This is a genomic window from Micromonospora sp. NPDC049529 (assembly GCF_055586685.1).
Map to the genome: position 1 here is coordinate 161,441 of NZ_JBVJHT010000015.1, position 18,524 is coordinate 179,964.

Below are 18,524 nucleotides of genomic sequence, written 5' to 3' on the forward strand. Positions count from 1 at the left end.
GTCGGCGAACAAGGAGCCGTGCGCCCCGACGAGGATGGTCTGCACGATCGCGTGGTGCGGTGTGGGCAGCAGCGCAGCTTGGTCAAGGTTTTCCAGGTTTTGACGGCCGCGTTGGCGCGTTCGCCGACGGAGCGGATCCGCAAGCCAGGCGGGTCGAGGTGTCGCCGTCGCGCAGGTGTGCCAGGGCGAGCAGGGCTTGCCCGCCGGGATCGAGGCGTCGCCATCGGGACCGGCGCTGGACGCGGTGGGCCCGGATAAGGTCGGCGAGGTGGTTCAGGCTGCGGGTGGACAGCGCAATCGCGGCGGGGTGAGACAGCACAGCGAGGCTCCCGGTTGGTGCGTCGGATCTTGGTCGACTGCCGTCCTACCGGGGAGCCTCGCCGCATGTCCACATCAGACCTCGCCCTACTCGTGACCTGCACCGTCACGATGGAAATGGCTCCGTGGATCGTTGACTGCCACGGCTACGGTCCAATCATGGCCGACATGTCCCTTGCCGAGCTGATCGCGTTGCTCGCCTACGACAACGACGGCGTGGCCAGAGGCACCGACGCGAACCTCGACTACGGCCTGGCCGGAGCGTTGCTCACGGACCTGGCCCTGGCGGGACGCATCGACGTTGCCGGTAAGTACGTCGTCGTCACAGATCCGGCACCCACCGGCGTCCGGCTGATGGACCTCGCCCTCCACCGCTTGCAGCACGACCGCAGGGCCCGCGAGCCCAGAGACTGGATTATCCGGTTAACCAAGAATGTACGCACGGCCGTGCTGAGCCAACTCATCGACGTAGGCACCCTACGGCGCGAAACCGACAAGATGTGGAAGGTGTTTCCTCGTACCCGCTATCCCACCCAGGACGGCTCGGAACCACCAGCCAAGGCAGCGGCCCACCGACAGATACGGGCTGCCGCGACCCGACCGGAGCACGTTGATGCGCGGACAGCGGCCCTGTGCGGCCTGGTCAGCGCAATGGGATGGGAACCGCACGTCGTACCGGATCTACCGCCCATGCAGGTGCGCAACCGCTTCGCTGAGTTTCGACGATCGGTGTGGGCCGCGAACGCGGTGGAAAGGATAATCGACGACGCCCGCACGGCCTCAACAGCAGCGGCAACCGCTGCCGGCGCGACCGCCTGACCTGCCCCCGTCCGCCAACAATGGGAAACTGTCACGCATCGTGGGCAACCTCGGTGCCGGCCGGCACGCGGAGCGCCCGATGTGCGGATGCCTGGTCTATCCTGCGAGTCGTGGTCGTCGACCCCCGTGCGGAAATAAGCGCCGCGTTCCACCCCCTTTAGGTGGCCGCATTCGCGGCCCCGAAAGGGGTCAACCATGTCTCGTACGGACGAAGATGGTCCGCATCATCCGCGAACCGACCTGCGATCTCTCGTCGGTGGCGGTGGTCCCTCCCGCTGGTTCATCAGTCAGGTCTGGACCAGTAGAGAACGTCAAGCAGCGCGAGTCGCGTGCCGAAATGCCGTCAAGGAATATCACGGCGACGGGATCGTCGACACCATCCGGCAGCATCACCACAACGCCCAGTGGCTCTGGTGGTGAAGCTCGCGTTCGCATCTTGCGAACCACCATCTCCATCAGACGCGCTCCGCGGAGATCGTGTCGACCAAGGTCAGGCGTCCGGATCCGCCACGCGACGCCGCGTTGCCCGCCCTGATTGCCCTGGCGAACGACGATCCCCTGGTCGCCGCGATCGACGCCGTCTACAACGCGGCAATCGCTTACGGCGACGACCGCGACCGCTTCCTCACCGACGCCCACATCGCCCTGCGCTGAGCCTCCGGGTGCCGAGGATGCACCCCGACACCCGCGCCACACATTCGTGACGACCAGTGCTTCGAACGCCTCGGTCCACATGACGATCACCCCGCCGTGGCGGTCGGTCCCGCCAGGTGGGGAAAGGGCGGCCGGGGTCGGCGGCCCTTCCCCACCTGGCGGTTGGCTACAGCTTGCCGCCCGTGGTGATCCGGGTGGTGTCGCCGTCGGGACGACCGGTGCCGCCCAGTTGACGGCCGGAGTTCGCGTCGACTCCGGCGGTGCTGGCGGCACCGCCGAGGGACACGATCATGGCGTCGGTGTCGCGTACCAGGACGCCGCGTACGTCGGGGTCGGGCACCAGGGCCGGATCCGAGGCGAGTACGGCGAGGGCGGCGAGTTGCTGGACCGCCCGCCTGTCGTTACCGGCCGCCTCCGAGTCACGGGCCGCGGTCAACTTGTTCGACAACTGCCGGTGGGCCTTGGTGGAGAGCCGGCTGGTCGCCTCGAACCGGTCCAGCAGGTGCTGGATGTCCCGGAACGAGGTGGTGACGAAGAAGCGTACCGAGCTGGTGGTGCTGTTGCCGGCCCGGTCGGTGGCGGTGACGGTGAGCTCGTGCAGGCCCAGGGTGAGGTCGTACAGGGCTTGCAGGGTGTTGCTGGCGTACGGCGTACCGTCGAGTTTTCCGACCGTGGCCGCGACGCCGGAGGTCGGGTCGACGGCCTGGAAGGTGATCCGGACCTCCCCGCTGTCGCCGTAGAGCTGGCCGTCGGCGAGCCCGGAGAGGATCACGGTCGGCTTCGTTCCGTCGATCCGCACCAGCGCGGACTTCAGGGTCTCGGCGTTGCCGGCCGCGTCCTTCGCCCGGTAGAGCAGCTCGTGCTGCCCGTCGCCGGTGACGGCGACCGGGGTCGAGTACGCCGTCCAGGGGCCGCCGTCGAGCGACCATTCGATCCCCTGCGGTCCCGATCCGGCGTCGGCGGCGGCGAGCGTGACCGGGATGGCCCCGGCGTGCCAGCCGTTGTCGTTGGCCGGGGCGAAGGTCGCGGAGCTGACCGGCGCGGTGGCGTCGATCTTCACCTCGACCTGACCGGGGGTGGACAGGTTGCCGGCCCGGTCGGTGGCCCGGTGGCGCAGCACGTGGACGCCGTCGCCGGCGACCCGGACCGGGCCGGTGTAGACGGTCCACGCGGGATCGCCGTCGAGCTGGTACTCGGTGGAGCCGACCCCGCTGCCGCCGGTCTCGTCGGTCGAGGTCAGCGTGACCGTGGCCGGACCGGTGTACCAGCCGGCGGTGTTCGGTCCGGCGACCTCGGCTGCGGTCGTCGGGGCGGTGGTGTCGTCGTCCGGCTCCTCGGTGGCCGGGGTGCCGTGGACGTTGATGTCGAAGAGCGAGTAACCCCATTCGGTGGCCCGTGCGGTGCCGGTGACCCGCACGTGGCGGCCGGTGCCGTCGACCGCGAGGTCGTCGACCCCGCCGTCACCGGTGGTGGTGGCGTGCAGCGGGGTCCAGGTGGATCCGTCGGTCGAGGTTTCCACCTCGTACGCGCTGGCGTAGGCGGCCTCCCAGTTGAGGCGTACCCGGTTCAGGTCGTAGACCGCGCCCAGGTCGACGCTGATCCACTGCGGGTCGATCTCGTGCTCGCTGGCCCACCGGGTGGTGGGGTTGCCGTCGACGGCGTTGCCGGGCGCGTGCGACGAGTTCGGCTCGACCGAGGACGCGGTCACCGGACGGTTCAGCGCCAGGTCGTCGGTGTTGGCCGCGTCCGTCCTGACCCGGATGTTCCGGTAGTTGATCTCCAGTCCGGCACCGTCGTTCTGCACGCCGAAGTGGCCGTCGGCGATGTTGCGGGTACTGGTGTACTCGGTGATCTTCACCCCGTTGAGGAAGATCTCCACCTGCTGCCCGTGCACCCGGATGTCGTACGTGTTCCACTCCCCCGGCGGGTTGAGGTTCGCCGCCCGCAGGGCGGTGTCCGGGGCCTTGAAGCTGTAGACACTGCCGGTGGTCCGGGTCGGATCGTTGTCGGTGGCGTCGATCTGGATCTCGTGCCCGGCGTCGACCGGCTTCCACGGGTCACCCTGCGGATCCGGGAACCCGATAAACACCCCGCCGTTGTCGTCGCCCGGCATCATCCAGTCGACCTTGAGCGAGTAGTTCGCGTACGACCGCTGCGGGTACCAGAGCAGGCCCATCCCACCGAACGAGCTGAGTGTGCCGTCGGCCAGGGTGAAGCCACCCGGACCGGCCTGCTCCCAGTGGTCGAAACTGGCCTGGGTGCCGTCGAACAGGGGCGTGTAGCCGGTCTCCGGCCGGCAGTCGGCGTCGGCCTGGTCGGCGGCCAGTCGGATGCCGCCGAGCAGCATCTTCGTGTAGTTCTCCTGGGCGAACGACTGCGCGGTGTGACCCATGCCGGTGTACCAGGACCGGCCGCCGTCGTACTCCTGGCACCAGGTGATCGGGTGGTCCGCACCCATCCCGCCGCCGCTGTAGGTCGACTCGTCCACGGTGGCGAGCACCTTCACGTTGGCCCGAGGGTTGGCGCGGTAGTTGTACCACTCGTCGGTGTGGGTCCAGGTCGGCCCGAAGTGCGCGGTCGACGGGTTGGCCCGGTCCTCGAACCGGACGGTGGCCGGCTGCGTCGCCGGATGCGAGTCGAACCAGGCGCCGACCAGGCCGCCGTACCAGGGCCAGTCGTACTCGGTGTCGGCCGCCGCGTGCACGCCGACAAAACCACCACCACCCCGGATGTACGCCTCGAACGCCGCCTGCTGGGTGTCGTTCAGCGCGTCACCGGTGGTGGAGAGGAAGACCACGGCCTCGTACTGGGCCAGGTTGGCGGCGGTGAACGCACCGGCGTCCTCGGTCGCGTCGACCCGGAACCCGTTCTCCCGGCCGAGCTGTTCGATCGCGGAGATGCCGGCCTCGACCGAGTCGTGGCGGAACCCGGCGGTCTTGGAGAAGACCAACACCTGGTAGGTCTCCGGCGGGTTCTCCTCCTCCGAGGGTCCGTAGACGTTGAAGTCGAACAGCGAGTAGCCCCACTCGGTGTTGCGCGCGGTGGCGTACACCCGTACGTGCCGGCCGGTGCCGCTGACCTGGATGTCGTCCACCCCGCCGTTGCCGGTCGTGGTGCTGTGGATGGTGGTCCAGTCCTCGCCGTCGTCGGAGACCTGGATCTCGTACGCCTTCGCCGACGCGGTCTCCCAGCTCAGCCGGACCCGCTCCAGCTCGTACGACGCGCCCAGGTCGACGCTGATCCACTGCGGGTCGGTGTACTCGCTGGACCAGCGGGTGCTGGCGTCACCGTCGACCGCCAGACCGGGCACCCGGTACGCCTCGTAGGTCGACGACGCCGTCACCGGGCGGTGCCGGGCCAGGTCACTGTTGCCGGTGCCGCCGCCGGTGAAGGTGAAGCTGTCCACGTTGAACAGACCCTCGGTCGGGTCACCGGCGAAGGTCAGGAACAGCGTGCCGGTGCCGGTCGGCGCGGTGACCGTGCCGGTCACGGTGACGAAGTTCTCCCAGCCGCCGGTGCCCGGCACGGTGGCCGAGCCGACCACCGGGCCGGTCGCCGAGCCGGTACGGACCTGGAGCGTGCCACCGGCGTTGGCCGACGACACCCGGGCGGTGAACCCGGTGACCCCGACCAGGTTGTACGGGCTGAACGACACCCACTCGCCGTTGTTGATCGCCCCGACGTAGCCGCCCTCGGCGGCCGTACTCTGGTAGACCGTCACGTTGCCACTGGAGTCGGCGAAGTGCTCCGCCTGGCGGTGCCGGGGTTGCAGCACCACCTGGGCGTGTCCGGCCAGGCCGGCCCGGTCGGTGTAGGCGGCGTCGATCACGCCGAAGAGGTTGTCGCTCGGCCCGTGCTCGCTGTTGGCGGTGGTCTGGAGGACCCCGGAGCAGCCGGTCGAACTGGTCATCGGGTGGCCGTGCTGGTCGTGGCCGAGCACGAAGTTGACCGCGACCCTGGTGCAGTCGATCGTGCCGTCCTCCGGGTCGGTCACCGTGACCTGGTACGGCACCGCGTCACCGAAGGTGAACACCGATCCGGCCGCCGGGCCGGTGATGGTGATCGTCGGGGCGGTGTTGCCGACCGTGATGGTCACCGTGGAACTGCCGAAGTTGCCGGCCGGGTCCTGCACGGTGAGCTTGGCCTGGTAGGTGCCGTCGGCGGCGTACGTGTGGGTCGGGTTCGCGGAGGTCGAGGTGCCGCCGTCGCCGAACGTCCAGGCGTAGCTGAGCTGGTCGCCTTCGGGGTCGTTCGAACCGGCGGCGCTGAACGTGACGCTGAGCGGGCCCGGTCCCGAGGTCTTGTCGGCGGTGGCGACGGCGGTCGGCGCCCGGTTGCCGTTCGGGGCGGTCTCGATCCGGTAGAGCGCGGAGTTCTCGTCGCCGTTGAACCAGCCGGCGCCGTAGTCGAGCACGTAGAGGGCGCCCTCCGGGCCCATTGCCAGGTCCATCGGGTGGGTGTGGGTCCACGGGAAGTCGGCGATGGTGCCGGCGCTGCCGTCACCGTCGGCCGTGATCGTCTTGATCCAGTCCTGGGTGAACTCCCCGGCGAAGAACTTGTTGTCGAAGCTGGCCGGCAGCTTGGTCGGCGAGTCGAGGGCCGGGTCGAAGTGGTAGACCGGACCGGCCATCGGACCGCCGCCGTTGCCCAGCGGCGAGGACAGACCACCGTCGTACGCGATCCAGGCCGGCTGGGCCGGCGGCAGCTCGGTCAGGCCGGTGTTGTGCGGTGAGTGGTTGACCGGGGCGGCACAGTCGAACTTCGGCCCCGGCGTGTTGGTGGCAAAGTCGAAGTCGTTGTACGGCGAGTTGTAACCCTGGCAGTACGGCCAGCCGAAGTTGCCCGGCCCGGTGATCCGCTCGAACTCCTGGTGCCCGCCGTCGCCCCGGTTCGGGTCGGCGACCTCGGCGTCGGCGGCGTACGTGCCGACGTAGACCACCCCGGTCCGCTTGTCGACCGACATCCGGAACGGGTTGCGGAAACCCATCGCGTAGATCTCGGGGCGGGTCTTCTGGGTGCCCGGCGGGAACAGGTTGCCGGCCGGCACGGTGTAGGTGCCGTCGTCCTCCGGGTGGATGCGCAGCAGCTTGCCGCGCAGGTCGTTGGTGTTGCCGGAGGTGCGCTGCGCGTCGAAGTCCCAGCTGAACCCGTCGCGCTCGTCGATCGGGGTGTAGCCGCTGGACGACCACGGCTGGGTGTCGTCGCCGGTGGTCAGGTAGAGGTTGCCCTGGGCGTCGAAGTCGAGGTCGCCGCCCACGTGGCAGCACATGCCCCGGTCGACGGTGACCTGGAGGACCTTCTTCTCGCTGGCCGGGTCGATCGTCCCGTCCGCCCGTACGGTGAACCGGGAGAGCTGGTTGTGCCCCTGCCAGCGGGCGAAGTCGGCGTCTGTGCCGTTGGACGGGGCGTCGCCGGCCGGGGTGGAGGCGAGCACCGGCGAGTAGTAGACGTACACCCACCGGTTGGTGGCGAAGTCGGGGTCGGCCGCGATGCCCTGGAGGCCGTCCTCGTCGTGGGTGTAGACCGGGATGGTGCCGGCGAGTTTCGTGTTGCCGAGCGCGTCGGTGGAGAAGATCCGCCCGTCCCGCGAGGTGTGCAGGACCGTACGGTCCGGCAGCACAGTCAGGGCCATCGGTTCGCCCATCGCGACCGGGCCCTTGGCGAGGGTCACCTCCTGGAGGATCTCCTCCGCTGCCGCCGGCGTCGCGGGGGCGGCGGTGGCGGGCGGGGTGAGGGTGACGAGCGAGGTCAGGACGAGGGCAGCACTGGCGGCGGACGCGAGGAGGCGTCGGCGCATGGGTGCTCCTTCCGAGAGGTCAGGTTGAGGGAGCGCGCCGCCGCACCAGGGGGGGTTACCGAAAGGCCGCCGAGTCCTTCGGGTCGGTACCGCTCGGACTTTGCCGGCCGGTTTCGTGGGCGTCAAGGCCTCCGATCAAATGGTGTTCCGATCTTTGTCTTCTACTGTGGATCAATGGTTGTGAGCTGGAGATTTCGGGCGGGGTTCGGGTTCTGAGAGTTGAAGAGGCCCGATGTCTGGGGCGGCCGGGTCGGCTGTCCGACACCGGAGGTAAGTAAAGAATTCTTGACATGATGTTGGGGTTTCTTTACCTTGGTGGTGTCAAGGATTTTTTACATGGGGAGGATGACGTGACCGTCGAGGAAAGACGCGTGTGGATCGAGGGGATGGTCGCGGTCGTCGCGTACACGGCGTACGTGGTGGTCGTACTCGGTCGGGCCGGGGGTGAACCGCTGAGCGAGGTGGCCTACGCCGCGCCGTTGCTGTGGACCATCGGCGGGGCCATCGCGGCGGGGATCGTGCTGAACATCGCGGCGGCGATCGTCGCCCCGGAGGGCGCCAACGAGAAGGACCAGCGGGACCGGGAGATCAACCGGATCGGCGAACACATCGGCCAGTCGTTCGTCGTGATCGGCGGGGTGGCGGCGCTCGGCATGGCGTTGGTCGAGTGGGCGCCGTTCTGGATCGCCAACGTCATCTACCTGTGCTTCGTGCTCTCGGCCGTGGTCGGCGCGGTCGCCAAGGTCGTCGCCTACCGCCGGGGTTTCCAGTCGTGGTGAGACCGACCCGGATCACCAACTCGATCCGCACCCTGCGCTTCGCGCACGACGAGATGACCCAGGCCGAGCTGGGTCGGCGCGTCGGCGTCACCCGGCAGACCGTGATCGCCATCGAGCAGGGCCGCTACTCACCGTCGCTGGAGCTGGCGTTCCAGATCGCCGAGGTGTTCGGCGTACCGATCGTCGATGTCTTCCAGTACCCGTCGAACGAGCCACAGGAGCAGCCATGAGAGCAATCGTCCAGGACAGGTACGGCTCGGCCGAGGTGCTCGAACTGAGGGAGATCGACGTACCCCGGGTCGGCGACGGCGAAGTGCTCGTCCGGGTGCGGGCGGCCGGTGTCGACCCCGGCGTGTGGCACCTGATGACGGGCCTGCCGTACCTGGTGCGCCCGATGTTCGGGCTGCGCCGCCCCCGCAACCGCGTTCCCGGCATGGACCTCGCCGGAGTGGTCGAGGCGGTCGGGCCGGGCGTCACCCGGTTCGCGCCCGGCGACGAGGTGTACGGCACCGGCAGGGGCACCTACGCCGAGTACGCGGTCGCGGCCGAGGGCAAGCTCGCCGCCAAGCCGGCCAATCTCAGCTTCGAGCAGGCCGCGGCCGTCCCGATCTCCGGACAGACCGCCCTGGCCGCGGTCCGGGGCGCCGCTGACGTACGGGCGGGGCAGCGGGTCCTGGTCATCGGTGCCGGCGGAGGCGTCGGGTCGTACGCGGTGCAACTCGCCCGGGCGGCCGGGGCACACGTCACCGGTGTGTGCAGCACGTCGAAGATCGACCTGGTCCGGTCGATCGGTGCGGAGCACGTGATCGACTACACCCACGAGGACATCGCCGACCGGGGACAGTGGTACGACGTCATCATCGACACCGCCGGCAACCGTCCGCTGTCGCACCTGCGGCGCGCCCTGGCCGACCGGGGCACGATGATGCTCGTGGGCGGCGAGGCCAGCACCGGCAAACTGTTGCAGGGCTTCGACCGCCAGCTCCGAGCGCTGCTGGTGTCGCCGTTCGTCGGCCAGCGGTTGGTGCCGCTGCTGTCGGTGGAGTCCACGGCGAACCTCGACGCGTTGCGTCAGTTCATCGAGGCCGGTGAGGTCGTGCCGGTGGTCGGCCGGACCTACCCGCTGGCGGAGGTGCCCGACGCCGTACGCGACATCGGGGGCGGTCACACGCGGGGCAAGGTCGTCGTCGTCATCTGACTACTCGTAGCGGTCACGGCGCCACTCGGTCTCGCGGTCCTCGTCCACCTTCGCCCGCCGTCACGCCGCCGCCCACGGTCGACCTCGACCCAGGACCGCACCCACCGCCGCTGTCCCGACGAGCGCCACCGCACCGGCCGTCAACGACCGGCGGTGCCGAGACATCCACGCCTGTGGGCTGTGGCGGTGGGCCCGGCCGTCGAACGACCCGTGCGCGCCGAAGTCGACACCACCGACGCCGTCGGCCGGATGCCACAGGTTCTCCGGGCGGTGCGGATCGGCGGGCCACCGCGCCTGCTGGGAGTCGTACCCGGTGCGGCCGAGGTAGCGGTCGAGCAGGGCCGGGGCGATCCGGTTTGCCAGGATGGTGGTGACGGTGGAGACGCCGACCCAGTACTCCCGCCGGCCCGGTCGGCGCGCCGCGTGCACGATCGCCCGCGCCGCCACCTCGGGCTGGTAGATCGGCGGCACCGGCTGGGGGTGCCGACCCAGCCGGGACAGCACCCAGTCGAACTGCGGGGTGTTGACCGCCGGCAGGTGCACCATGGTCAGCCGTACCCGGCTGCGGCTGTGCAGCAGCTCGCACCGCAGCGACTCGGTGAAACCCACGATCGCGTGCTTCGCCCCGCAGTACGCGGACTGCAACGGAATCGACCGGTACGCCAGCGCCGAGCCGACCTGTACGATCGTGCCCCGGTCACGGGACAGCATGCGGTCGAGCGCCACCCGCGTACCGTGCACGTAGCCCAGGTAGGTCACCTCGGTCACCCGCCGGAACTCCGCCGGATCGATCTCGACGAACGGCGCGAACACCGAGGTGAACGCCCCGTTGATCCACAGATCGATCTCGCCCAGTTCGGCGGTGACCCGCTCGGCGGCAGCCTCCACCTGCGCGTGGTCGGCCATGTCGGTCTCGATCGGCAGCGCCGTACCGCCGGCCGCCCGGATCTCCCGCACCGCCGCCGCCAGACCGACCGAGCCCCGGGCGAGCAGCGCCACCTTCGTACCGTCGGCGGCCAGTTCGCGGGCGGTGGCCCGGCCCACACCGGCGCTCGCCCCGGTGACGACCGCGACCGGACTCACGAACGCAGCTCGTTGAACTTGTCCCGGGCGACGGTGGCCAGGGTGGAGACCTTGTGCGGCTCACCCCGCAGGAACGCCTCGGTGAACTCCTTCGCCTGCTCGTAGCGGACCTTGCCCGGCATCGGCGGCTCGTCCGGGTTGACCCGGCAGTCGACCAGCGCCGGCCCCGGGTACGCCAACGCCTCCCGGATCGCCGACGACACCTGCCCCGGCTCGGTGACCTTGCAGCCGTAGCCGCCGCAACTCGTCGCCCAGGCGGCGAAGTCGGCCTCCGGCTGCCGGTGGCGTACGGAGTACTCGGGGTAGCCGAGGATGATCTGCTCCCAGAGGATCTGCCCGTACGCGTTGTTGTTGTTCACCACCACCTTCACCGGCAGTTGGTAGCGGGCGGCGGTGAGGAACTCCGCCATCAGCATGGCGAAACCGCCGTCACCGACGTAGGCGACGACCTGCCGCCCCGGATACGCGAACTGCATCCCGATCGCGTACGGCAGTCCCGGTGCCATCGAGGCCAGGTTGCCGGAGAGGTAGAACTCGCGCCCGCCCCGGATCGTCCAGTGCCGGGCCGCCCAGGTGGCGATGGTGCCCGAGTCGCAGGTGAGGATCGCGTCGTCGGCGGCGAGTTCGTCGACGCAGCCGATCAGGTACTGCGGTGCGATCGGCTGGCGGGTGCCGTCGCGCAACGACCGCATCTCCTCCCGCCAGGTGTCGCGCATCCGCTGGTACTTGTCGAGGAACGACCGGTCGTCGTGCCGGCGCAGCAGCGGGTGCAGTTGTCTGAGTGTGAGCCGGGCGTCGCCGCTGACGGCCACCTCCACCGGCAGCCGTACCCCGATCTGGCTGGCGTCGTGGTCGACCTGCACCACCCGGGCCTGCCCCGGCGACGGCAGGTAGCTGGCGTACGGGAACGAGGTGCCGACCATCAGCAGCGTGTCGCACTCCTCCATCAGCTCCTCGCTCGGCTTCGTGCCGAGCAGACCGAGGCCGCCGGTGGTGAGCGGGTGCTCGTCGGGCACGACCTGCTTGCCGGGCAGCGTCTTGACGATCGGGGCGCCGAGCGCCTCGGCGACGGCCAGCACCTCCTCGCGCGCGTCCAGCGCACCGGCCCCGACCAGCATCGCGACCTTCTGTCCCGCGTTCAGCACCTCGACCGCCCGTTCGAGGTCCTCGTGCGCGGCCGGCACCGGTGGGCGGGACAGCACCGGGCTGCTCTTCGGTGGCGCCCCCGGACTGACGTGCCGGTACGGGTCATCGGCGGCGCCGGCCACCTGGATGTCGTTGGGCAGGCTCAGGTGCACCACGGTCCGCTTGGCCAGGGCGTGCCGGATGGCGATGTCCAGCACTCCCGGCACCTGCTGCGGGTTGGTGACCATGAGGTTGTAGGCGCCGGCGACGTCCTGGTAGAGCTGCGTCGTCTGCACCTCCTGCTGGTACTGGGTACCGAGCACCGAGGTTTCCTGCATGCCGGTGATCGCCAGCACCGGCTGGTGGTCGAGCTTCGCGTCGTACAGGCCGTTGAGCAGGTGGATCGCACCGGGGCCGGAGGTTGCCACGCACACCCCGAGCCGGCCGGTCGCCTTGGCGTACCCGGTGGCCATGAACGCGGCCGCCTCCTCGTGCTGCACCAGCACGAACCGCACCCGGTCCTGCTGCCGGCGGAAGCCCTCCATCAGTCCGTTGATGCCGTCGCCCGGCAGCCCGAAGACGGTGTCGACCCCCCAGTCGACCAAACGCCGGGCCAGGACCTCTCCGACGATCTCCTGCATCAGTACTCCCCCGTCTGTGTCCCGCGACCCCGGTGGCGGTCATCCTGCGGGCGTCACCGCCGGCCCGTGGCCGGTGCCGGGTCAGCGCGGCCATGGTCGGTGCCGGGTCAGCGCCGAGCCCGGCGGCCGATCAGGTAGCCGACGACCAGGGCTGCCACGGCCGTGAACAGCGCCGGGGCGCTCACGGCAGCCTTCAGCCGGTGGACACCCTCCCTCGGATCCATCACGGCACCCGCGGCGTCACCGATCGCGCCGGTGGCCGCGTCGCCGACACGCCCGTGCGTCATCTGCTCGTCTCCTCCCGGCCCGGATCCGCGCGCGCAAGTCGCTCGCCCATGCCGACGATAACTGACCATAAGTGGAATATTGGACATACAGTCCGGCATCGATCCAACGGGCCGGCATGGCGTCGTGCAGGTACCCGTGCTGCGGTCAGCGCAGCCAGTCGAGCAACCGGTCGCCCTGCTGCCAGATGGTCAGCGCGGAGAAGACCCCGAACAGCAGCACCGCCCAGAGCAGTGCCACCACCCGGTACGGCCGGGGCCGGATCTGCGGCGGCAGCACCCGCCGGTTGAGCACCAGCAGCAGGATCGAGTAGATGAACATCATCAGCCCGCCGACGCAGGCGGAGATGACCAGCAACAGCAGCGGCTGGTCGAAGCCGGCGAGCAGGATGGCGCAGCCGAGCCCGACCAGCCCCCAGACCAGCACGAAGTAGATCGTGCTCTCGGAGCGGCGCGGCAGGTAGGACGTCTTGATCACGTCGGCGGCGAGCCGGCTGGTGTAGTCGACGATGCCCATCGCCGCCGCGAACAGGGAGATCGCGCCGATCACCCAGAACAGGGTGCCGAACCAGGGCCCGACCAGCGCACCGAGCCGGTCCCCCTCCACCTTCAGGAACGAGACACTGTTCGCGAGCCCCGGTACGCCGTACACGGTCGAGTAGGCGAGCATCGACATCAGCGCGATCGTGACGAACGAGATCAGGACGAAGGTGACCAGCTGTTCCCGGTTGGCCAACCGCCACCAGCGCCGCCACCGGCCCAGGTTCTCCTCGGTGGGTTCGAACACGAAACCGGCCGTGTCCGGTGCCGCCTCCGGTCGCCCGGTGACCGGGCTGACCAGCCGGGGAACGTACCGGCCCATGCCGAAGCCCTTGTCCCGGATCCAGTTGCTCTGCACCAGGTTCTGCCCGCCGCCGGCACCGGCGAAGACCAGCGCGGACAGGATCAGCGCGAACCCCAGCTCGGTCGGGAACTCCGGTGCGGTGACCGTCTCCGGCAGTGCCCGCCAGGCGTCCGCGTCGACCGCGAACAGCAGCGCCACCGCGAGGAAGACCACCACGAGCCCGACCTTGACGAACTCCACCCGCTCCAGCGCGGTGTAGATGACCGGGGCCAGGGTGAGGGTCATCCCGATGATCACCAGCATGCCGACCGCGATCCAGGTGGCGTCACCGCCGAAAAGGTACGTCACCATCGTCGCCGAACTGGAGGCCCAACCCGGCCAGAGGTTCGCGAAGTAGACCATCACCGCGAAGACCAGCCCCCAGTGGCGCCAGAACCGGGAGAAGCCGGTGAGCGCGGTCTCGCCGGTGGCGAGCGTGTAGCGCTCGATCTCCATGTTGAGGAACCACTGGGTGATGATGCCCACCCCGGCGGCCCAGAGGAAGACCAGCCCGACCTGCGACGCGATGTACGGAAACAGGATGAACTCGCCCGACGCCAGCCCCACCCCGGCGGCGATCACCCCCGGCCCGATCACCCGCCGGGCCGACGCGGGCGGCTCGGGCAGGTCCCGCACGTTCACTCCGGGCAGGTGCCGGGTGGGGAACCGGTCGGCGGCGGTTGTCATCATTGACCTCCAGGGACGGGGTCCTCCCATACCCGTACCCCACCCACACCCAAACCACTGTGGACGGCCCCGTCCGGACCCGGCCCGAACCGGCCGGTGGTGACCAGGTTCGTGAGGTGCGCGACGAGGTCGTGCGGCATCCCCGGGACCGTGACGGCGAGCCGGCCGGCCACCAGCGCCGCCGTCTCGCCGTCGCCGGGTCGCCAGACGATCGGCAGGTCCGGTCGGATGCCCCGACCGGACAGAACGGCGTGGAAACCGGCGTCGTCGGGAATCGCGAGCAGCAGGGCCCGACACCGGTCCACTCCGGCGAGGCGCAGGGTCTCCGGCCACCTCCCGTCATCGACGATCACCGGGATGTCCGACTCGCGGGCCACCCGGACCCCTCGGGCCGTCGGCGAGACGTCGACGGCGACCACCTCGACGCCGGCCCGGTGCAGCGCGCGTACCAGTCGGGTGCCGAGCCGGCCCAGGCCGACGACCACGACATGGTCGCCGATCCCCTTCGGAGGCATGCCGGCCGTCGCCAGCGCGCGCGTGTGCTGGACCGCGTCGCCGAGGTAGACACCCGCCATCACGCTGCCCGTCACGGCGAGCAGACTGAAGCACGCCTGGTAGACCTGCACGGCCGTGCTGTTGGAAAGCTCGACGTCGCCGAAGTCCCGCAGCAGGGTCGCGTAGAGCGCGTCGGCCAGGCTGAGCGTCTGCAACCGGGAGAGCAGCAGCGCGGCGACCGCCGTCGTCACCGTCGCCAGCACGAGGACCCGGATCGCGCGGGCGCGCAGCTTCTGCCGGACCAGGCGACGGGACGTGCGCGGGCGACGGAGGCGGGCAGGGGCCGCGCGGCGCGGGGGCGACGCCTGCGCGAGCGCGGTCAGGTGGGCCGAGGCCGTGTCGGTGACGGGCGAGAAGAACGTGCAGTCGCCCAACGTCGGGAGCCCGTCGACGTCGTCGGGCTCGGCGCGGACCACCAACCGTACGGTGGGGTGCAGTTCGCGTACCAGTAGGGCCTGACGCGCAGCCGCGCCGGCCGAGAGCAGCACGACCACGTCCGCCCGCTCGATCCCGGCGCGGTGCAGCGTCGTCCGGTCCAGCCGCGCGGTCGCCAGGAGGTCGGCACCGGCGGGAACCGCCGCCCCGACGTCGGGCGGCACGAGGACGGTGACCTCGACGCCGGGCTCCGCCAGCAGCTTCCCGGCCAGGTCGACCGCGAGGTGGTCGTCCCCGCAGAGGATGTACCGCCGGTGGTGACATTCTTCGGGCACGCCCGTCACCGTACGGCGACCGCACAACACCCGACGGTCACCGGTACCGGGTCAGCGAACCCCGACGACGTCGCTCGACCCGGACTCGTCGGTGTCCCGTCCTGCTCGAAGTCGGTGAGGTCACGCAGGCGCCGGATCGGTGCGGCCAGCAGGACCACCGGTATGCCGACGGCCACCACCGCGAAGATCATCAGTGTGGCCCGACTACCGAGGAGCCCGGCGACGAGCCCGCCGACCGGGATCGCGCCCCAGGAGACGAAGCGGACCGTCGCCATCACCCGGGACAGCAGTTCCGGCGGGCTGGCGATCTGCCGGTAGGTACGGGTCACCACGCTGAGCACCACCACCCCGACGGAGAAGACCACGTTGCCGACGGCGAAGGCGACGAAGCCCGACACACCGGTGCCGAGGGGAACGACGAGCGCCCCGACGACCGCGACGAACCCGGCGACGATCAGGGCGCGCGCGGTTCCGATGCCGGCGGTGAGCCGGGTGGTCAGCGCCGCGCCGATCAGGGTGCCGACCCCGTCCGCCGCCATGGCCTACGAGGAGAACACCCCCTGGTGCGAGATGCTGATCGAGTCGTGTGAGCCGCCGCACCGGTTGGCCGTGGCGACGGTCGACGAGACCGGCTCGTGGCGGATGGACCTGCTGCTCTCCGAGGCCGACGGCGCCACCGAACTCAGGCTCGTGCACCACCTCGAAACCGAGGAGGGGATCGGCGAGGTCGGCCCCGGCTGGGAGTACTACCTGGACCTGCTCGTGGCCGCCCGGGAGGGATCGGCCCGGCCCGTCTTCGACGACTACTACCCGGCGATGAAGCCGTACTTCGACGCGCTGACCACCGACACCACTGCCGGCTGACCGCCGCCGGGGTCCCACGGACTACGCGGGGTCCGCCGCCTCCTCGACCAGCCGGGCGAGGTTCGCCAGCGCCATCCGCGTACCGGTCTCGTTGTCGGCGGCGGAGACACCGTCGGGAATGTCCTCGTGCACGATCCGTACCTCGGTGCCGCCGTCGGCGTCGGCGAGCGTGGTGGTCATGGTCATCGCGCCCCGCAGTGCCGGGTCGTCGGTCTCGAACTCGATCACCTCCACCACCTGCTCGTCGGGGACGAGCCGGAGGAAGTGCCCGTGGTACGTGTCGGTGTGCGGCGCCGACTTGCCCGTCCCGTCCGAGGTGTCGTAGGTGAGCGAGACCCGGAACGAACCACCTTCGCTGGCCTCGAACTCATGCACCACGCTGCTCATACCGGTGGGAACCCGCCACCTCGCGATCGCCCCCGGATCCAGCAGTGCCCGGTAGACGGCCGAACGCGCGGCTCTGACCCGCCACGAGACGCTTGTCGATACCATGGGTGAAAAGATAGACCCCGGCGCTGACACGGGTACGACAACCTCCGCCCGATGGCGCAGGGGGGCGTCTGCGCGTCCCACCTGCTCGACCGCGTACGCGCCGTGGTTCACCCGTCGACCGTCAAATTGAAGGTCTCCAGGTAGGCCTCGACGAACAGGCCGCCCCCGCTGTCCGAGGTCGGCCCGCCGCCGGCGGCCGCGCTCGGCCGGCGCGGATCACGCGCGCCGCACGCCGTGGCCGGCTGACCGTCGCCGCGTCCCACCCGCCGTCGCGGGCGGACCGGATCAGTAGTAGCCGGTCTCGCCGTCGAGCAGTTCCCTGATCGTGTCGAGATGGCCCGCGTGGCGGGCGGTCTCCTCGACCATGTGGATCACCATCCAGCGCAGGCTCGCGGCGGCGGACCGGAAGTCCGGGTGGCGACCCACCTGGTCCAGCGGGTGAGCCGCGATGATCTCGTTCGAGACGGCGCACTGCTGCTCGTAGTCGGCCAGGAGTTGTCCGAGCGGAATGCCCTCGACCCTCATCTCGGCGTCCTCGGGCTCCTCCCGGAACTGGGGCCCGTCTGCCGGGCGGCCGAGGAAGAGGACCTCGAACCAGGTCTGCTCGGTCCAGCGCAGGTGCGAGACCAGACCCGCCACCGTCATCAGGGGCGAGGTCGGCAGCACCGACCGGTGACTGTCCGCCTCGGACAGCCCTTCGCACTTGTAGTGAATGATCGCGCGCTGCATGTCGAGCCAGCCGACAAGCTGGGTCCGTTCGTCGGCCACGAACGGGGGACGGATCCGGGGAGGGGACATGGACGGGGACGCTACCCCCGTGGCCGGCGTACCGCGCGGGATTTTCCGTGGGTGTCCGACCGGGCACCGGGCTGCCGGATCAACGGGCAGAGCGGCGGGGTGGTGGCGGTAGCCGGGTCGTGGCGATTAGGTGTTCACCCGGATCCTGGCCGACCGCCCCGCCCGGCACAGTGGCGGGGACGGTCGCGGGCCCGTTCGACGACGCCTCGACCGGATCCGGAGCGAACGGAATCCGGGGCGGGTTCGGGATGACGGCCAACGGGCGGGATCCCGACCGGCATCAGCGGGTTCCGGCAGCGACAACAGGAGGAACCATGGGCAGGAAGACGAAGACCGGCCGGAAGATCGTACGGGCGGCCGTCGTGATCGCCGCGGGTGCCGCGGCGATCGCGCTGGCCGTGGCACCCGCCTCGGCGAACGAGGGCGCCTTCGGCGGGTTCGGTGGCGGCAGCGGCGGCGGTGGCGGCGCCAGCGGCAGCTGGTGACGGGAGTCCGGCAGTAGCCGGTAGCGGCAATCGGAGCCCTGTCGGGCCGGGTGGACGAAATCCACACCCGGACCGGCAGGGCTCCGTCGTGTCGGGCGCGGAGTCGGTCCCACCGGGCCGCCGCGCGCACTGCTAGATCATCGGTTGGAAGGTGTCGATCGGCACGCAGCAGGAGCTGGAGCCGCAGCAGGAACAGGCGGCACCGTCGCCCTGGGACGACATGCCGGTTTCCGGCAGCGCGACCGCGTCACGCATCGAGGTCACCGTGATGTCGTCCAGGTTGAGGTCGTCCAGTTGGAAGACGTCGATCTCCATCGAGAGGTCAGCCCCTTTCCGGGCCAGGCCCGCCCCG

At 70.2% G+C, this 18,524-nt stretch carries 17 protein-coding genes and 2 pseudogenes; 7 read left to right on the forward strand and 12 right to left on the reverse strand.

Going from position 1 to position 18,524, the window contains the following annotated elements; translation table 11 throughout:
- Window positions 1-136: 136 nt before the first annotated feature.
- A pseudogene (locus ACZ6QQ_RS26005) lies at window positions 137-319 on the reverse strand (IS5/IS1182 family transposase); the annotation flags it as partial.
- 158 nt (window positions 320-477) lie between these two features.
- Between ACZ6QQ_RS26005 and ACZ6QQ_RS26010 the strand changes: the two are divergent.
- Window positions 478-1,137, forward strand: a complete 660-nt coding sequence (locus ACZ6QQ_RS26010) for a GOLPH3/VPS74 family protein (RefSeq protein ID WP_465879781.1) — start codon at window positions 478-480, stop codon at window positions 1,135-1,137.
- Between the two features lie 477 nt (window positions 1,138-1,614).
- Entirely contained in the window at window positions 1,615-1,791 is a 177-nt protein-coding gene (locus ACZ6QQ_RS26015) for a hypothetical protein (RefSeq protein WP_465879782.1), read from the forward strand.
- Between the two features lie 166 nt (window positions 1,792-1,957).
- Here the strand turns inward: ACZ6QQ_RS26015 and ACZ6QQ_RS26020 are convergent, their stop codons facing one another.
- Window positions 1,958-7,588: a ThuA domain-containing protein gene (locus tag ACZ6QQ_RS26020; protein WP_465879784.1), complete on the reverse strand. Its 5,631-nt coding sequence runs from the start codon at window positions 7,586-7,588 to the stop codon at window positions 1,958-1,960.
- A gap of 350 nt (window positions 7,589-7,938) precedes the next feature.
- Here ACZ6QQ_RS26020 and ACZ6QQ_RS26025 point away from each other — a divergent pair, with 350 nt between their 5' ends.
- Genes ACZ6QQ_RS26025 through ACZ6QQ_RS26035 form a run of 3 tightly spaced genes read left to right on the forward strand, consistent with a single transcriptional unit; the run spans window position 7,939 to window position 9,565 of the window.
- Window positions 7,939-8,367, forward strand: coding sequence for a hypothetical protein (locus tag ACZ6QQ_RS26025; protein ID WP_465879786.1), 429 nt, complete (start codon window positions 7,939-7,941; stop codon window positions 8,365-8,367).
- Window positions 8,361-8,597: a helix-turn-helix transcriptional regulator gene (locus ACZ6QQ_RS26030; protein WP_465879788.1), complete on the forward strand. Its 237-nt coding sequence runs from the start codon at window positions 8,361-8,363 to the stop codon at window positions 8,595-8,597. Before ACZ6QQ_RS26025 ends, ACZ6QQ_RS26030 begins: the two co-directional genes overlap by 7 nt.
- A complete protein-coding gene (locus ACZ6QQ_RS26035) occupies window positions 8,594-9,565 on the forward strand; it encodes an NAD(P)-dependent alcohol dehydrogenase (protein WP_465879790.1) in 972 nt (323 codons plus the stop codon). Before ACZ6QQ_RS26030 ends, ACZ6QQ_RS26035 begins: the two co-directional genes overlap by 4 nt.
- 60 nt (window positions 9,566-9,625) lie before the next feature.
- Here ACZ6QQ_RS26035 and ACZ6QQ_RS26040 read toward each other — a convergent pair whose 3' ends face one another.
- The 6 genes and pseudogenes from ACZ6QQ_RS26040 to ACZ6QQ_RS26065 form a co-directional block, all read right to left on the reverse strand.
- The gene (locus ACZ6QQ_RS26040; protein WP_465879792.1) at window positions 9,626-10,648 is read right to left on the reverse strand and encodes an SDR family oxidoreductase; all 1,023 of its coding nucleotides are present in this window, start codon (window positions 10,646-10,648) and stop codon (window positions 9,626-9,628) included.
- The gene (locus tag ACZ6QQ_RS26045; protein WP_465879794.1) at window positions 10,645-12,414 is read right to left on the reverse strand and encodes a thiamine pyrophosphate-dependent enzyme; all 1,770 of its coding nucleotides are present in this window, start codon (window positions 12,412-12,414) and stop codon (window positions 10,645-10,647) included. The genes ACZ6QQ_RS26040 and ACZ6QQ_RS26045 overlap by 4 nt, the downstream gene beginning before the upstream one ends.
- A 107-nt stretch (window positions 12,415-12,521) precedes the next feature.
- A complete protein-coding gene (locus ACZ6QQ_RS26050; RefSeq protein ID WP_465879795.1) occupies window positions 12,522-12,701 on the reverse strand; it encodes a hypothetical protein in 180 nt (59 codons plus the stop codon).
- Between the two features lie 145 nt (window positions 12,702-12,846).
- Window positions 12,847-14,271, reverse strand: coding sequence for an Nramp family divalent metal transporter (locus tag ACZ6QQ_RS26055; protein WP_465879796.1), 1,425 nt, complete (start codon window positions 14,269-14,271; stop codon window positions 12,847-12,849).
- Window positions 14,268-15,533: an NAD-binding protein gene (locus ACZ6QQ_RS26060; protein WP_465879797.1), complete on the reverse strand. Its 1,266-nt coding sequence runs from the start codon at window positions 15,531-15,533 to the stop codon at window positions 14,268-14,270. The genes ACZ6QQ_RS26055 and ACZ6QQ_RS26060 overlap by 4 nt, the downstream gene beginning before the upstream one ends.
- Before the next feature lie 5 nt (window positions 15,534-15,538).
- Window positions 15,539-16,072: pseudogene (locus ACZ6QQ_RS26065) on the reverse strand (hypothetical protein); the annotation flags it as partial.
- On the opposite strand from ACZ6QQ_RS26065, the gene ACZ6QQ_RS26070 reads away from it, so the two are divergent.
- A complete protein-coding gene (locus ACZ6QQ_RS26070; protein ID WP_465879798.1) occupies window positions 16,071-16,397 on the forward strand; it encodes an SRPBCC domain-containing protein in 327 nt (108 codons plus the stop codon). The pseudogene ACZ6QQ_RS26065 and the gene ACZ6QQ_RS26070 sit on opposite strands and share 2 nt — an antisense overlap.
- Before the next feature lie 21 nt (window positions 16,398-16,418).
- On the opposite strand, the gene ACZ6QQ_RS26075 is transcribed toward ACZ6QQ_RS26070, so the two are convergent.
- From ACZ6QQ_RS26075 to ACZ6QQ_RS26085, 3 genes are all read right to left on the reverse strand, one after another.
- Complete coding sequence (locus ACZ6QQ_RS26075) at window positions 16,419-16,889, reverse strand: SRPBCC domain-containing protein (RefSeq protein WP_465879799.1); 471 nt, start codon at window positions 16,887-16,889, stop codon at window positions 16,419-16,421.
- Window positions 16,890-16,996: 107 nt separating this feature from the next.
- Window positions 16,997-17,152 (reverse strand): hypothetical protein, encoded by a 156-nt coding sequence (locus tag ACZ6QQ_RS26080; RefSeq protein WP_465879800.1) that lies wholly within the window; start codon window positions 17,150-17,152, stop codon window positions 16,997-16,999.
- A gap of 22 nt (window positions 17,153-17,174) precedes the next feature.
- The gene (locus tag ACZ6QQ_RS26085; RefSeq protein WP_465879801.1) at window positions 17,175-17,687 is read right to left on the reverse strand and encodes a DinB family protein; all 513 of its coding nucleotides are present in this window, start codon (window positions 17,685-17,687) and stop codon (window positions 17,175-17,177) included.
- 314 nt (window positions 17,688-18,001) lie between these two features.
- Between ACZ6QQ_RS26085 and ACZ6QQ_RS26090 the strand changes: the two genes are divergently transcribed.
- Window positions 18,002-18,172, forward strand: coding sequence for a hypothetical protein (locus tag ACZ6QQ_RS26090; protein WP_465879802.1), 171 nt, complete (start codon window positions 18,002-18,004; stop codon window positions 18,170-18,172).
- Window positions 18,173-18,304: 132 nt separating this feature from the next.
- Here ACZ6QQ_RS26090 and ACZ6QQ_RS26095 read toward each other — a convergent pair whose 3' ends face one another.
- Window positions 18,305-18,487 carry a thiazolylpeptide-type bacteriocin gene (locus ACZ6QQ_RS26095; protein ID WP_465879803.1) on the reverse strand — a complete coding sequence of 61 codons (183 nt, stop codon included), beginning with the start codon at window positions 18,485-18,487 and terminating at the stop codon, window positions 18,305-18,307.
- Window positions 18,488-18,524: the final 37 nt, after the last annotated feature.

Excerpts from the sequence above, each read along its gene's own strand:
- ACZ6QQ_RS26095 (WP_465879803.1), bottom strand. The coding sequence starts at position 18,487 with ATGGAGATCGACGTCTTCCAACTGGACGACCTCAACCTGGACGACATC.
- ACZ6QQ_RS26075 (WP_465879799.1), bottom strand. The coding sequence starts at position 16,889 with ATGGTATCGACAAGCGTCTCGTGGCGGGTCAGAGCCGCGCGTTCGGCC.
- ACZ6QQ_RS26090 (WP_465879802.1), top strand. The coding sequence starts at position 18,002 with ATGGGCAGGAAGACGAAGACCGGCCGGAAGATCGTACGGGCGGCCGTC.
- ACZ6QQ_RS26045 (WP_465879794.1), bottom strand. The coding sequence starts at position 12,414 with ATGCAGGAGATCGTCGGAGAGGTCCTGGCCCGGCGTTTGGTCGACTGG.
- ACZ6QQ_RS26085 (WP_465879801.1), bottom strand. The coding sequence starts at position 17,687 with ATGTCCCCTCCCCGGATCCGTCCCCCGTTCGTGGCCGACGAACGGACC.
- ACZ6QQ_RS26010 (WP_465879781.1), top strand. The coding sequence starts at position 478 with ATGGCCGACATGTCCCTTGCCGAGCTGATCGCGTTGCTCGCCTACGAC.
- ACZ6QQ_RS26070 (WP_465879798.1), top strand. The coding sequence starts at position 16,071 with ATGGCCTACGAGGAGAACACCCCCTGGTGCGAGATGCTGATCGAGTCG.
- ACZ6QQ_RS26055 (WP_465879796.1), bottom strand. The coding sequence starts at position 14,271 with ATGATGACAACCGCCGCCGACCGGTTCCCCACCCGGCACCTGCCCGGA.
- ACZ6QQ_RS26035 (WP_465879790.1), top strand. The coding sequence starts at position 8,594 with ATGAGAGCAATCGTCCAGGACAGGTACGGCTCGGCCGAGGTGCTCGAA.
- ACZ6QQ_RS26050 (WP_465879795.1), bottom strand. The coding sequence starts at position 12,701 with ATGACGCACGGGCGTGTCGGCGACGCGGCCACCGGCGCGATCGGTGAC.
- ACZ6QQ_RS26020 (WP_465879784.1), bottom strand. The coding sequence starts at position 7,588 with ATGCGCCGACGCCTCCTCGCGTCCGCCGCCAGTGCTGCCCTCGTCCTG.